The following is a 12,993-nucleotide window of genomic DNA, read 5'->3' on the forward strand; positions in this document are numbered from 1 at the left end:
GTAAGCTAGCCGTCTACCTGTGCGTCAGACCCTGCTTACATCATGACCCTTGCCCAACGTCGCCTATTGCTGGGAGTGTCGGGTGGCATCGCCGCCTACAAATCCTGCGAACTGGTTCGCCGTCTGCGCGAACTCGGCGCGCATGTGCGCGTGGTGATGACCGAGAATGCAACCCGCTTCGTTACGCCGACCACCTTCCAGGCGCTGTCCGGCGAACCGGTCCGCGTGAGCCTGTGGGACGAATCCGCCGAGGCGGCGATGGGGCACATCGAGTTGGCGCGCTGGGCCGAACGGGTACTGATCGCTCCGGCCAGTGCCGATCTGATGGCACGGCTTGCCCAGGGACATGCCAACGACCTGCTCACCACGCTGTGCCTGGCGACTGCCTCGCCGGTGTATCTGGCGCCGGCCATGAATCAGCAGATGTGGGCGCATGCGGCGACGCAGGCCAACCTCGCGACCCTGCGCGCGCGCGGCGTGCATATCCTGGGGCCGGCTGCTGGCGACCAGGCCTGTGGCGAGGTCGGTTCGGGCCGCATGCTGGAGCCGCATGAGCTGCGCGCGGCGATCGTCGCTTCGTTCGGCGACCAGGTACTGCAAGGCAGGAAAGTCGTCGTCAGCGCCGGGCCAACCTACGAGGATATCGATCCGGTTCGCTTCATCGGCAACCGCAGTTCGGGCCGCATGGGTTTTGCCGTCGCCGAAGCGGCTGCGCAGGCTGGCGCGCAGGTGACGCTGGTAGCCGGGCCGGTCAGTTTGGCGACGCCGCAGGGCATCGCCAGGCGCGTGGATGTCCGCAGTGCCGCGCAGATGCATGCGGCGGTGACCGCAGCGACAGCGGATGCTGATATCTACATCGGCGCGGCGGCGGTTGGCGATTACCGGCCCAATAGCGTGGCGCCGCAAAAACTGAAGAAGCACGATGGCGCAGCGCTGGCCCTGCAGCTGACCGAAAACCCGGACATCCTGGCCCATCTTTCGGCGCAGCGCGCGCATCCCTTCCTGGTTGGCTTCGCGGCCGAAACACAAGATGTAGAGCGCTATGCGCGTGACAAACTGCAACGCAAGGGACTGGACATGATTGCCGCCAACCAGGTGGGCGAGGGCCTCGGCTTCGAGACCGCCGACAACGCGATCACGCTGTATTGGGCCGACGGCTCGGCCGAGTTGCCGCGCGCCGACAAGGCGCTGCTGGCACGCCAGCTGATCGAGCGCATTGCCGACCGCTACCGGGCGGTGCGCGGATGATCGATGTCGAACTGAAGATCCTCGACCCGCGCCTGGGCGACAGCATCCCCTTACCGCAAGCCGCCACCGTGGGCAGCGCCGGCATGGACCTGCGCGCCGCGTTGCCGGGACCGCTTACCTTGTCGCCCGGCGAAAGCGCGCTGGTGCCCAGCGGCATGGCGATCCATATTGGCGATCCGGGCTGGTGCGCATTGATCGTGCCGCGTTCCGGGCTGGGCCACAAACATGGGTTGGTGATGGGCAACCTGGTCGGCGTTATCGATGCCGATTACCAGGGGCCCCTGATGATCTCTTGCTGGAACCGTGGCTCGCAGCCATACACGATTGGCGTTGGCGAGCGCATTGCGCAGCTGTTGCTGGTGCCGGTCGGGCAGGCGCGGCTGCGGATCGTTGACGAATTCGTGCCATCGGAACGGGGCGAGGGCGGATTCGGATCGACCGGAAAACATTAGAACCGCGTGGGGAGCGTGGCATGGCGATGAACGGCGCACGAGCGCGTTTGCCGGGATTGCAAGACCAATGGTGGCGATTGCTGATGCTGGCTGGCGGCACGTTGCTGCTGGCACTGGCAGCTTTCTGCGCATGGCAGACCTGGTTGATCGCCGGGCAGGGCAGCGCCATCGAACAGATCCATGCTGCGCAGGGTGAGGCTGTGCAGGCACTGGGCGAGGAAATCGCCAAGGAGCGGAGCGAGATCGACAAGGCCATTGCCGGCGTCGATGTCAGCGGTCTGCCCGCCAGTTCGGCGCAAGTGCTGGCAGCGTTGAAGCAGCGGCTGCCGCAGGCACTCGATGTGGAGTTGTACAGCGCCGGGCTGGATGAAGTGCTGCACGCCAACTATCGCGAGTTCGGCTATGCCAAAGCCGCGCAATTGATGGCCGCGCCCGATGTCGAAGGCCCGCCGCCAGTCGAGGCCAAGCTCAGGGGCCTGGGTGATCGCCGCATGACGCTGGTCGAGCCGCTTGGTCCAGCGCAGAAACCGTTGGCGTGGGCCTGGATCGAGTTGCCGTTCGCGCCGATTGCACAGCGCTTCAACGACCTTCCGGTGAGCGCAGGCAGACTGCAGTTGCAGCAAAGCACCGACCATGGCGAAAACCTTCCATTGCTGGCGCACGGCAGCGCATCGTCCGTGGATGCCGAGCCGGTCGGCAAGCCGGTTCCGGGCAGCCATTTCAATATCGTGGCGGTATTGCCAGGGGCTTATATCGTGCTGCCGCAATCCTGGCCATGGGCGGCGCTGCTGACGTTGGTGTGCCTGGCTGGCGGCTCCGCTCTATTTTGGTTGTTTACGCGCGCATCGGTGCGCAGCACTGTTCCAGTCGAGGAAGAAAGTTTGGATATGAAGGAAAGCCAGCCCAAGTCCCAGCCCGAAACCGCCGAGCCGGTGGTTCGGCCCGTTGCCAAGCTCGCGCCTGCGCCGGCCAAGACCGATGTGGATCCCGCGATTTTCCGTGCTTACGATGTGCGCGGGGTGGTCGGTACGAGCCTGACTGCGGACGTGGCGAAGCTGCTCGGGCAGTCGATCGGCACGGTGATGCGCGAGAAGGGCCTGCATGAAATCGTGGTAGGGCGCGACGGGCGTCTATCCGGTCCCGAATTGGCCGGTGCGCTGTCCGACGGCTTGCGTGCGGCCGGTATCGACGTGATCGATATCGGCGCAGTGCCCACGCCAGTGGTCTATTACGCCGCGTACCGGTTCAACACCGGCTGCGGCGTAGCCGTGACTGGCAGCCACAATCCGCCCGATTACAACGGCTTCAAGATCGTGGTGGGTGGCGAGACGCTTTCCGAAGGCGCGATCCAGGATCTATACCAGCGCATCGCCACCAACGCGCTCGATAGCGATGGCAAGGGCAGTCTGCGTCATATCGATGTCGTGCCCGATTACATCGAGCGCATTACCTCCGACGTGCAGACCGAGCGCCGCCTCAAGCTGGTGGTTGATTGCGGGAACGGCATCCCCGGCGCCGTTGCGCCCCAGGTGCTGGAGGGCATCGGCTGCGAAGTGATTCCTCTGTATTGCGAAGTCGACGGCCATTTTCCCAATCACCATCCCGATCCGTCCGATCCGCACAATCTGCAAGACCTGATCCTGTCGGTAAAGCAGACCGGTGCGGATCTGGGACTGGCCTTCGATGGCGATGGCGACCGCCTTGGCGTGGTAACGCGCAGCGGCGAAATCATCTTTCCCGATCGCACCTTGATGCTGTTCGCGCGCGACGTGCTGTCGCGCCAGCCCGGGGCCACCATCATTTACGACGTCAAATGTACCGGGCACCTGAAAGGACAGATTCTGGATGCCGGCGGCAGTCCGCTGATGTGGCGCACCGGACATTCGCTGATCAAGGCGAAAATGCGCGAGACCGGGGCGGAACTGGCCGGCGAAATGAGCGGCCACTTTTTCTTCAAGGAGCGCTGGTACGGCTTCGACGATGGCATCTACGCTGGCGCGCGCCTGCTCGAGATCCTTGCCGGCGATATCGAAGGGCGGACGCCGGAAGAGATCTTCGCTACCTGCCCGAAGGGCGTTTCCACGCCGGAGCTCAAGGTGGAAATGGCCGAGGGCGAGCACTACCGCTTTATCGAGACATTCCGCGAGCGGGCGGACTTCGGTAACGCCACCCTGGTCACCATCGACGGCGTGCGCGCCGATTGGCCGGACGGCTGGGGTTTGGTGCGCCCCTCCAACACGACGCCGATCCTGGTGCTGCGCTTCGACGCGGATAACGCGCAGGCATTGCGGCGGATCCAGGAAACGTTCCGCGCGCAGTTGCTGGCGGTAGATCCTTCGCTGAAGTTGCCGTTTTGATCAGGCGACAGGTAAGGCGTGGACGGCGTTCCCTGCCTCGCGAGGCAGGGAACGCAAGCAGCCCGCCCTAGTAGCCACGGTCCGTTTTCTGTGCCGCCTTCAGTTCACGGTAATGCTGCAGGTCCTGTGCCTGCTGCTGTGTTACCGCATCCCGGTTCGCCTGCTGGCGCGCCAGCAGCGAACGTTCGTTGGCGACCACGTTGCGCTGCGTGGCGATCTGGTCAGTAAGAAACTTCGGCACGGGTTGCTTGGCGCGTTCATCGTCGGCGGCGCGATTGAGCAGGTCGGTCAGCGCGGCATCCTGGCTATGCAGGTTCACGCGCGTGGTGTTCATCTGCTGGTCGAGGTTGTCCAGTACCTGCTGTTGCTCGGCCTTGAGCGCGTTTTCATCGGGATAGGTATTCAGCAGCTGGATATCGTTGCGCTTGCGTTCGTCGAGAAGGCGTTGGCGGGCTGCCTGTTCCGCCGCCTGCTTCTGGGCCACGGCGCGCTCGGCCGGGGACAGCTGCCGTCCGACATGGGCCACCACCAAGCCATCATTGTTGATGACGTCGTAACCGTATTTCACCGCGTCGTTGGTCAGGCTGTCGCTGAAATGCGACAGACCGCTGGCATCGACCCAGCGGTAACGGACACCGTTACTGCTTTGCGCGCTCGCCTGCCAGGCAAAGGCGAGCGACAGCACCGTGACAGACGTGACAAAAACAAATCGACGCATGATCCCCTCCTTGCCGCAGTATAGCCGCGAGTTTTGTCAGGCCGGGCCGGCAGCGCGCATCAACGTGATTGAAGTCACGGCTGCCCTTGCTACGGCATCAATCGCGTACCCCGTAGCGCGCGCGGTAGTCGAGCATGCGCTGATGATCGGCCGCCAGGTCCGGGTGTTCCCCGGCATAAGCCAGCACATCGCTGAATCCCGTGATGGCGACGACAGGGATGCCATAGTCGCGCTGAACTTCCTGCGCGGCGGAAAGCTCGCCCTGGCCGCGTTCCTGCCGGTCCAGCGCGATCAGCACCCCGGCGGGCATGGCCCCTTGTGCCCGGATCAAGGCCAGGGATTCGCGCACGGCAGTACCTGCCGTCATTACGTCGTCGACAATCAGTACCCGTCCTTTCAGCGGGGCACCTACCAGTACGCCGCCTTCGCCGTGGTCCTTGGCTTCCTTGCGGTTATAGGCCCAGGGCACGTCGCGGCCATGCTCGTCGGCGAGTGCGATGGCCGTAGCTGCCGCCAGCGCAATGCCCTTGTAGGCGGGGCCGAAAAGCATGTCCACCTGCAACGTTGAATTCACCACGGCGGCGGCATAGGCCCGACCAAGGCGCGCCAGGGATGCCCCCGAGTCGATGCGTCCCATGTTGAAGAAATACGGACTCAGGCGGCCGGACTTGAGTGTGAATTCGCCAAAGCGCAATACCTCGCGCTGCAAGGTGAGTTCAATGAAGTCGCGCTGGTAATCGTGCACGGAAAATTCTCGCGGTCGAAGGTCAGGGCAGGGCGCGCCACAGCAGATGTTGCGGCCCGGAACGTCCGCCATGGTACAGCTGACCGGTGTCCACGAAACGGGCGCGAAGATACAGCCGCAATGCTGCGAGGTTGCGGCCATTCACGAGCAATACCAATAGCCGCGCCTGGGGAAAGCGCTCGGCCACGTCATCGACGGCCACGTTCAGCGCCGAGGTGGCTATGCCCTGGCCCTGCCAGCGATGGTCGATGAAAAACGTGCGCAGGCCCAGGGCGGGGAGGTCGAACTCGCGTCCGGCGATCGTGCCCGGATGCAGCTCGATGCGGTAATAGCCCACCGGTCCGTCATCGCGAAGGATGGTCATGGGGAGGCTGCCCGGACAACATTCCGCATCGGTTAGCGAGGGTTCGATGTCACCGACGAAGTCGCGTTGCGCTTCGGTAACCCGAAGCTGCAGCAGGGCCGGACGAAGCTCGGCTGTAACCGGTGCGACGCGGATGACGGGCAACATGGACATGATTGCTATCATGGCGTATCTCACGAGGAACGCCCATGCGCATTATCAGCCTGAACGCCAATGGCATCCGCTCCGCCGCGAACAAAGGCGTCTTCGAATGGCTGCGCAAGCAGGACGCCGATGTGGTCTGCCTGCAGGAAACCAAAGCGCAGGAAGATCAATTGGTCGATCCGATGTTCCGGCCGGACAGGCATCACTGTTTCTACCGTGACGCGAGCAGCAAGAAGGGCTACAGCGGCGTGGCGATCTACGCCCGGCGCGAACCGGACCAGGTGCTGACGTCCCTGGGCTGGGATGCCTTCGACAACGAAGGGCGCTACATCGAGGCGCGTTTCGGCAAGCTCAGCGTGGTTTCACTGTACATTCCTTCGGGCTCTTCGGGCGACGAACGCCAGCAATTCAAGTTCGAGGTGATGGACTGGATCACACCGATCTTTGATGCATGGCTCAAGAGCGGGCGCGATTATGTGCTGTGCGGCGACTGGAACATCGTGCACACCAAGGATGACATCAAGAACTGGACTTCCAACCAGAAGAACTCCGGCTGCCTGCCGCAAGAGCGTGCGTGGCTCGATCTGCTGTTCAAGCAGCGCGGCTGGGTGGACAGCTTCCGCACGCTCAAGCCGGATGCGGTGGAATATACGTGGTGGTCCAATCGCGGCCGCGCCCGCGAGAACAACGTCGGGTGGCGCATCGATTATCAAGTGGTCACACCTTCGCTGCGCGAGCGGCTTAAGCATTGTTCGATCTATCGCGACGAACGATTCTCCGATCACGCACCGTATACGGTCGACTATGCCGACTGATTCCGGCGTCCCGGCAACGCAAAAGCCATCGATCTGGCGCGCGTTCTCGCAGCCGGCTGCATGGACGATGTGCCTGCTCGGATTTTCTTCCGGGCTGCCGTTCCTGCTGGTATCGGCCACGCTGGCGCTGTGGTTGAAGGACAATGGCATCGTCTTGGCCGACATCACCATGATCGCCAGCGCAGGCATGGCCTACGCGCTCAAGTTCCTGTGGGCGCCGCTGCTGGACCATGCGCGCTTGCCGCTGTTTTGCAGGCTCGGCCAGCGACGCGGCTGGTTGTTATTCGCGCAACTTGGCGTCACGGCCGGGCTGCTGGCGATGGCGGCATTGACGCCTCATCGACTGGATGTATTCGTCGCTACGACGCTGGTGGTGGCATTCATGGGCGCTACCCAGGATATCGCCATCGATGCGTATCGCATCGAGATCGCTCCGCCCAATGCGCAGGGCGCGCTGGTGGCGACTTACTCACTGGGCTATATGCTGGGATTGATGATGGCCGGCGCGCTCGCGCTGATCATGGCCGATCACGTCACCTGGAGCACTGTCTACGCCACCATGGCCGCTGCGATGGTGGTGCCGCTGCTGACGACGCTGCTGATGCGCGAACCGGACGTGGTGCGCCACTTGCGAGCTCCATGGCGCCAACGGCTGCGTGAAGCCGCGGTTGATCCATTCACGGATTTCTTCCGCCGCTATGGCTGGGTGATTGCGGGACTCACGCTGGCGTTCATCCTGCTGTTCAAGTTGCCAGAGCAGGCGATCATCGGTGGCGTGATGAATCCGTTCTATCGCGACATGGCATTTTCCAAGACCGAAATCGGCACGGTAGCCAAGTTTTATGGGGTGTGGGTCAGCATGGCCGGCATCTTCATGGGCGGTGCCGCCGTGGCGCGCTGGGGCGTGTGGCGCACACTGGGCGTAGCCATTGTGATTGAAGGGGCCAGCAATCTGCTGTACCTGTCGCTGCTCCACCACCATGGCAATCTCATCTTTTTGACCATGGCGATCTCCGGGCAGAACTTTGCCCAGGGATTGCTCGGTCCGCCCACGGTGGCCTTCCTGTCATTGCTGGTGAACCGTCAACACACCGCGACCCAATATGCGCTGCTGAGTTCGTTGGTAAATCTGCCCGGCAAGGTGCTGGGGTTTTTCGCCGGTGGCATCATCACCGCGTTCGGCTACGGCAGTTATTTCGTGCTGACGGTGTTGGCAATCGTGCCGGCCATGCTGTTGTTCGCGGCGCTATGGCACATATTCCGTAATGATGAGCCGTTGCCGCCCAACCCGGCGTGATCCGTAAACACGTTCACAGCGCGATTGCCAAATCGTGCACGGATCGCGGCACTGACGATTGCCAGCGATGCGGCGCGCGGTGAAGATCGCTGTGCAGGGGCGAACGGGCACGGAGAATTGTCGTCTATGCCGGAGATCACCATTCGACACATCGATCGCTTCATGGCCGAGCGTATCAAGGTGCTTGCCAAAGAACGCCAATGGTCGACCAACGATGTCGTGTTGCAGGCGCTGCGACATGGGCTGGGTGTATCCGAGAGCGCCGGGCTGCTTGCCGAGACCGCGCGTGAATCGGTGGAGCTGTCGGCCCCCGACGCGCAATGGAACGCAAACGAACAGGCTGCTTTCCAGGAAGCGATGCAGGCGTTCGCAATGGCGCGCTCCGAGCAGTTGGTTGCTGCCGGCAAGTAGCCGGGGTACTGCTATGGCGTGGAGGCGTTCGGCGCCGGATAAACCGCGCCCAGTACGCGATATCCACGTGCGCCGGTAACCGGGGGCAAATTGCCGGGCAGACCAAGCAGGCGCTGGCGCGCGAGCCACGCGAATGCGGTAGCCTCCAGGTAATCGGGATCGACACCATGCGCCGCCGTGCTGGTTAATGCACGCGGCTCCAGCAATGCGCACAATCGATTCCGCAATGCGCCGTTATGCACGCCGCCGCCGCAGATCAGCACCTCATCGGCATCATTGGCATGGGCATCGATCGCATCCACGACGCTGCGGGCGGTGAGTTCGAGCAAGGTTGCTTGTACGTCGGCGGGCGGCAAGGATGGAGTAGGCAGCTGCGCGTCCAGCCAACCGAGGTGGAAGTGCTCGCGACCGGTGCTCTTGGGCGGACGCAGCGCGAAGTAGGGGTCGCGCAGCAAGTTGGCCAGCAGGGCTTCGTCCACCTGTCCGCTGGCGGCGAACACGCCGTCGCGGTCGAATGCTTCGCCGCGATGGCGCAGGCACCACGCATCCATCAGGCCATTGGCAGGGCCTGTGTCGAAGCCCAGCACACCGCCGTTGGCCGAGAGTATGGTGACGTTCGCGATGCCGCCCAGATTGAGTATCACGCGGGTGCGGCCAGGAGTTGCCAGCAACATGGCGTGCACCGCCGGCAGCAGCGGTGCGCCTTGGCCGCCGGCGGCCATGTCGGCGCGTCGAAAATCCGCTACCACGTCGATGCCGCTGCGTTCGGCGATCACGCTGGGATCGCCGATCTGCAAGGTGAAGGGGTAGTTTCCGGATGGCCGGTGCCGGATCGTCTGGCCATGCGATCCGATCGCTCGGATGGCCGAGGCTGGAGTACGGCTTTGCTTGAGCAGCGCTTGCACGGCATCAGCAAAAGTCTGTCCGATGGCGACATCCAGGTGGCCGTATTCGTCGAGGTCGAAGCAGGTCTCGCCCTGGGCAATACGCAAAATATCCGTGCGTATCGCGTTGGGCCACGGATGCGTCAAGGCATCGATCCATTGCGGTCGATCCTGCTTGAAGCGCACCAGCGCCGCGTCGATGCCATCGGCGCTGGTGCCGGAAATCAGCCCGATGTAGAGCGCCTGCGCGTCATCCCCATCACGCTCAATCATCGCTGCGCGTAGTGGATTGGGCCCGCGCAAGCTTGTAGTTGTTGTCGATCTCCGCCAGGCGCGCCAACTGCGGCTTCACTACCGTGTTTTCGAACTGCGCCATTTGCACGCCAGGCAGCGGTTCCGGCTTGGGCAGTGTCACGGTCTGCGGATTGCGCTGCACGCCGTCGACGCGGAATTCGTAGTGCAGGTGCGGACCGGTGGCGAGGCCGGTCATGCCGACATAGCCGATCACGTCGCCCTGGTGTACATGCTGGCCTACGTGTTCGGTGGCGAAGCGCGACATATGGCCATATGCCGTGCTGATGTGTGCATCGTGCTGGACGATTACGAAGTTGCCGTAGCCATTCATCCAGCCGCGGAACTTGATTACGCCATCGCCCGCCGCGTGGATTGGCGTGCCGGTAGGCGCGGCGTAATCCACGCCCTTGTGCGCGCGCATCAGGCCCAGGATCGGATGCATGCGCGCGGCGCTGAAAGGCGAAGAAATGCGCGTGAAATCCACCGGGATGCGCAGGAAGGATTTCTGGATCGGACGGCCGTCCTCGCTGAACCAGCCAATGCTGCCGTCGGTGCGCTTGAAGCGATAGGCAGTATAGCGATGGCCCTGGTTGACGAATTCCGCCGCGACAATGTCGCCTTCGCGAAGATAGGCGCCGTCGCGGTACACGGTGTCGTAAATCACCGTGAAGCTGTCGCCAACGCGCAGGTCTTGTACGAAGTCGACGTCGTATTTGAACAGGTCCGCCAGCTTGATCACCATCGCATTGCTCAAGCCAGCCTTGGCGGCGGCGGCGAACAGCGAATCGTCGATCACGCCATGCGCGATCTGCTCGCGCGTTTCCACCGCGCGAGCGACGGTGGTCATGCTTGGCGTGGCACTGTCGAGCCGGATGACGGCGCGAGTGGATTCGTCCTTGTCGAAGCGGATGGCCTCGAGATTGCCGTTGCGGCCGATCAGGAAATCGAATTCCTGGCCCGGACGGATGTTGTGGAGCGCGCTCTTCGCGTCGCCGGCACTGTCGACGACGTGCTGCAGATCGGTGAGGCTCAGGCCCTGGCTATGGAAGATGTCGGAGAGGGTCTGGCCGGGCCGCACCTGTGCCACGCGCCAGTCCTCGACCGTCGGGGCCTTGGGTGTGAGGGCTTCTACTTTGGGCAGGGCAAGCGGCAGCAGCGTGTGCTCGACGGGCGCAGTCGATGGTTTCATCGCCGTTGCCCATGCGGGAAGCAGAAATCCGGAAAGTACGGTGATCAGCAGCGCCGTTGCAGCGAGCATCCAGCGTTCGCGTCGCCAATGGATGGGCGGCTGCTCGCCACCCGTCTGGCGATTGAACGACCAGTGGGCGCAACGTTGGTAGAAATGGGAATGGCGGCGTTGGGCCTTGCGGCGGATAGCCAATTTGCGTGCAACACGCGCGTCTTGCTTACCTATGGCCATCGCTGGTCAACCTTGTTCTTCTTATTCATGCCTGCCGCGCCCCTGCGGTACAAAGTATCAATTCCGCGTACCATAACGAGCTTGTGCAAAAGGCGTCAACGCCTTTTCTATCAAGGGTTTGCGTGAGGTGTGCGGTTAACGCACAATTAACGCCATTCACGGCTGCCATCACCTTACTGGCTGCTTAGGCAACTAAATCACGAGGAATACATGAACGAGCTTGAGCAGGCGCAGGCCATCATCGCGCGCGGCGCCGACGAGATCATCAAGCAGGAAGAACTGGTGGCGCGCCTCAAGCTGGGACGCCCGTTGCGGATCAAGGCGGGATTCGATCCGACGGCACCGGACCTGCATCTGGGCCATACCGTGCTGCTTAACAAGATGCGCCAGTTCCAGGACCTGGGGCACACGGTGATCTTCCTGATCGGCGACTTCACCGGCATGATCGGCGACCCCACCGGCAAAAATATCACCCGCAAGCCGCTTACGCGCGAGGATGTGCTCGCCAATGCCGAGACCTATGCCGAGCAGGTCTACAAAGTGCTCGATCGGGAGAAAACAGAGCTACGCTTCAATTCCGAATGGTTCGGCCGGATGACCGCGGCGGACATGATCAAACTTGCCGCGCAACACACCGTGGCACGCATGCTCGAGCGTGACGATTTTGCCAAACGCTACGCAGCACAACAGCCGATCGCCATCCATGAATTCCTGTATCCACTGGTGCAGGGCTACGACTCGGTGGCACTCCAATGCGATGTGGAACTAGGCGGGACTGATCAGAAATTCAATCTGTTGATGGGGCGGGCGCTGCAGGAACATCACGGACAGCCGCCCCAGATAGTGCTCACCATGCCCTTGCTGGAGGGGCTGGATGGCGTCAACAAGATGTCCAAATCGTTGGGCAACTACATCGGCATCAACGAGCCGGCGATCGATATCGTCACCAAGACCATGAAAATCGGCGACGAGCTGATGTGGCGCTGGTTCGAGCTGCTCAGCTTCCAGGTGTCGTTGGATGAGCTTGCGAAGTTGAAGCGCGAAGTAGCGAGCGGTGAACTCAACCCGCGCGATGCCAAGCTGCGGCTCGCGCGCGAATTGGCAAGCCGTTTCCATAACGCCGCCACTGCCGAACAGGCCATCGCAGGCTGGCATGCGGTGGTTCGCGGAGAGGGCGATACCAGCCTGCTGCCATTGACCGAAATCCCGGTGCCGCACGAAGGGTTGCGACTGCCTGCCTTACTGACGGCTGCTGGCCTTACGGCGAGTAATTCGGAAGCCAATCGCAAGCTCAAGGAGCGTGCGGTGCGCATCGACACCGAGATCGTGGAGGATGCGCAACGGATTTTTTCACCAGGTTTCGAAGCGGTGTTGCAAGTCGGGAAGCGTAACTTCGCGCGCGTGCTGCTGACGCAGGCTTGAGCTGCGCGCGGCAATCGCCATGGCTGCGAACCGGGACACGATGTCGAGCGCTCGCGAGGACGGGCGCTTGGCGTCACGGGAAAAAAATTTTGAGAAAACGCTTGCCAAAAAAGCAGGTCCTCCCTAGTATTCGCCACCCCGCCGCTGCTCCCTCTCGCACGGCAACTTCCCCGGCAAAAAACACATCGCCGAGGGTGTTGACGGAAGTAGAAAGGGATGTAGAATGGGCGGCTCACCCGGGACGAAAGGTTTCGGGGCGATTCGAAGAAAGGATCGCAAGTGGTTGATCTTTGACAGTATGCGCAGGTGACTTGTGTGGGCGTCTTGCGTTGGGCGGAAAACTGTCCAAGCAATGCAAGCGTCTAACCTAAGAGTCAATTCAAAAGCTTGACGTTTTACGGTTAGGGTAAACGCTTCAGAAA

At 62.5% G+C, this 12,993-nt stretch carries 12 protein-coding genes; 7 read left to right on the forward strand and 5 right to left on the reverse strand.

Annotated features, from left to right (window positions below; translation table 11 throughout):
• Window positions 1-42: 42 nt before the first annotated feature.
• From coaBC to ISP15_RS04890, 3 genes are read left to right on the forward strand one after another with little or no spacing between them, the layout of a single operon-like run.
• Entirely contained in the window at window positions 43-1,248 is a 1,206-nt protein-coding gene (gene coaBC / locus ISP15_RS04880) for a bifunctional phosphopantothenoylcysteine decarboxylase/phosphopantothenate--cysteine ligase CoaBC (protein ID WP_404545684.1), read from the forward strand.
• Window positions 1,245-1,700 carry a dUTP diphosphatase gene (gene dut, locus ISP15_RS04885; RefSeq protein WP_404545686.1) on the forward strand — a complete coding sequence of 152 codons (456 nt, stop codon included), beginning with the start codon at window positions 1,245-1,247 and terminating at the stop codon, window positions 1,698-1,700. Before coaBC ends, dut begins: the two co-directional genes overlap by 4 nt.
• Before the next feature lie 20 nt (window positions 1,701-1,720).
• Complete coding sequence (locus tag ISP15_RS04890) at window positions 1,721-4,057, forward strand: phosphomannomutase/phosphoglucomutase (protein WP_404545688.1); 2,337 nt, start codon at window positions 1,721-1,723, stop codon at window positions 4,055-4,057.
• 67 nt (window positions 4,058-4,124) lie between these two features.
• On the opposite strand, the gene ISP15_RS04895 is transcribed toward ISP15_RS04890, so the two are convergent.
• The 3 genes from ISP15_RS04895 to ISP15_RS04905 all read right to left on the reverse strand — a co-directional run bounded on the left by ISP15_RS04895 (window position 4,125) and on the right by ISP15_RS04905 (window position 6,037).
• Window positions 4,125-4,775, reverse strand: coding sequence for a DUF4124 domain-containing protein (locus tag ISP15_RS04895; RefSeq protein WP_404545690.1), 651 nt, complete (start codon window positions 4,773-4,775; stop codon window positions 4,125-4,127).
• A gap of 97 nt (window positions 4,776-4,872) precedes the next feature.
• Entirely contained in the window at window positions 4,873-5,520 is a 648-nt protein-coding gene (gene pyrE / locus ISP15_RS04900) for an orotate phosphoribosyltransferase (RefSeq protein WP_404545692.1), read from the reverse strand.
• Between the two features lie 22 nt (window positions 5,521-5,542).
• On the reverse strand, window positions 5,543-6,037 hold the full coding sequence (locus ISP15_RS04905) for a GNAT family N-acetyltransferase (protein WP_404545694.1): 495 nt from the start codon (window positions 6,035-6,037) through the stop codon (window positions 5,543-5,545).
• A 35-nt stretch (window positions 6,038-6,072) separates the two neighbouring features.
• Here ISP15_RS04905 and ISP15_RS04910 point away from each other — a divergent pair, with 35 nt between their 5' ends.
• From ISP15_RS04910 to ISP15_RS04920, 3 genes are all read left to right on the forward strand, one after another.
• Window positions 6,073-6,843 (forward strand): exodeoxyribonuclease III, encoded by a 771-nt coding sequence (locus ISP15_RS04910; protein ID WP_404545696.1) that lies wholly within the window; start codon window positions 6,073-6,075, stop codon window positions 6,841-6,843.
• Complete coding sequence (locus ISP15_RS04915; RefSeq protein WP_404545698.1) at window positions 6,833-8,140, forward strand: AmpG family muropeptide MFS transporter; 1,308 nt, start codon at window positions 6,833-6,835, stop codon at window positions 8,138-8,140. The genes ISP15_RS04910 and ISP15_RS04915 overlap by 11 nt, the downstream gene beginning before the upstream one ends.
• A gap of 126 nt (window positions 8,141-8,266) precedes the next feature.
• Window positions 8,267-8,551 carry a hypothetical protein gene (locus ISP15_RS04920; protein ID WP_404545700.1) on the forward strand — a complete coding sequence of 95 codons (285 nt, stop codon included), beginning with the start codon at window positions 8,267-8,269 and terminating at the stop codon, window positions 8,549-8,551.
• Between the two features lie 11 nt (window positions 8,552-8,562).
• On the opposite strand, the gene ISP15_RS04925 is transcribed toward ISP15_RS04920, so the two are convergent.
• Together ISP15_RS04925 and ISP15_RS04930 are read right to left on the reverse strand one after the other, a co-directional pair.
• On the reverse strand, window positions 8,563-9,708 hold the full coding sequence (locus ISP15_RS04925; RefSeq protein ID WP_404545702.1) for an anhydro-N-acetylmuramic acid kinase: 1,146 nt from the start codon (window positions 9,706-9,708) through the stop codon (window positions 8,563-8,565).
• Window positions 9,701-11,149 (reverse strand): OapA family protein, encoded by a 1,449-nt coding sequence (locus tag ISP15_RS04930; protein ID WP_404545704.1) that lies wholly within the window; start codon window positions 11,147-11,149, stop codon window positions 9,701-9,703. Before ISP15_RS04930 ends, ISP15_RS04925 begins: the two co-directional genes overlap by 8 nt.
• A gap of 210 nt (window positions 11,150-11,359) precedes the next feature.
• Between ISP15_RS04930 and tyrS the strand changes: the two genes are divergently transcribed.
• Window positions 11,360-12,571, forward strand: a complete 1,212-nt coding sequence (gene tyrS / locus ISP15_RS04935; protein ID WP_404545706.1) for a tyrosine--tRNA ligase — start codon at window positions 11,360-11,362, stop codon at window positions 12,569-12,571.
• Window positions 12,572-12,993: the final 422 nt, after the last annotated feature.

Source organism: Dyella jejuensis (assembly GCF_044904675.1).
GTDB classification, from domain to species: Bacteria; Pseudomonadota; Gammaproteobacteria; order Xanthomonadales; family Rhodanobacteraceae; genus Dyella_B; species Dyella_B jejuensis.

What these genes read in the sequence shown, in the direction of transcription:
- dut (WP_404545686.1), top strand. Translation starts at nt 1,245, where the DNA reads ATGATCGATGTCGAACTGAAGATCCTCGACCCGCGCCTGGGCGACAGC.
- ISP15_RS04895 (WP_404545690.1), bottom strand. Translation starts at nt 4,775, where the DNA reads ATGCGTCGATTTGTTTTTGTCACGTCTGTCACGGTGCTGTCGCTCGCC.
- ISP15_RS04920 (WP_404545700.1), top strand. Translation starts at nt 8,267, where the DNA reads ATGCCGGAGATCACCATTCGACACATCGATCGCTTCATGGCCGAGCGT.
- ISP15_RS04910 (WP_404545696.1), top strand. Translation starts at nt 6,073, where the DNA reads ATGCGCATTATCAGCCTGAACGCCAATGGCATCCGCTCCGCCGCGAAC.
- ISP15_RS04915 (WP_404545698.1), top strand. Translation starts at nt 6,833, where the DNA reads ATGCCGACTGATTCCGGCGTCCCGGCAACGCAAAAGCCATCGATCTGG.
- tyrS (WP_404545706.1), top strand. Translation starts at nt 11,360, where the DNA reads ATGAACGAGCTTGAGCAGGCGCAGGCCATCATCGCGCGCGGCGCCGAC.
- ISP15_RS04890 (WP_404545688.1), top strand. Translation starts at nt 1,721, where the DNA reads ATGGCGATGAACGGCGCACGAGCGCGTTTGCCGGGATTGCAAGACCAA.
- ISP15_RS04905 (WP_404545694.1), bottom strand. Translation starts at nt 6,037, where the DNA reads ATGTCCATGTTGCCCGTCATCCGCGTCGCACCGGTTACAGCCGAGCTT.
- ISP15_RS04925 (WP_404545702.1), bottom strand. Translation starts at nt 9,708, where the DNA reads ATGATTGAGCGTGATGGGGATGACGCGCAGGCGCTCTACATCGGGCTG.
- ISP15_RS04930 (WP_404545704.1), bottom strand. Translation starts at nt 11,149, where the DNA reads ATGGCCATAGGTAAGCAAGACGCGCGTGTTGCACGCAAATTGGCTATC.
- coaBC (WP_404545684.1), top strand. Translation starts at nt 43, where the DNA reads ATGACCCTTGCCCAACGTCGCCTATTGCTGGGAGTGTCGGGTGGCATC.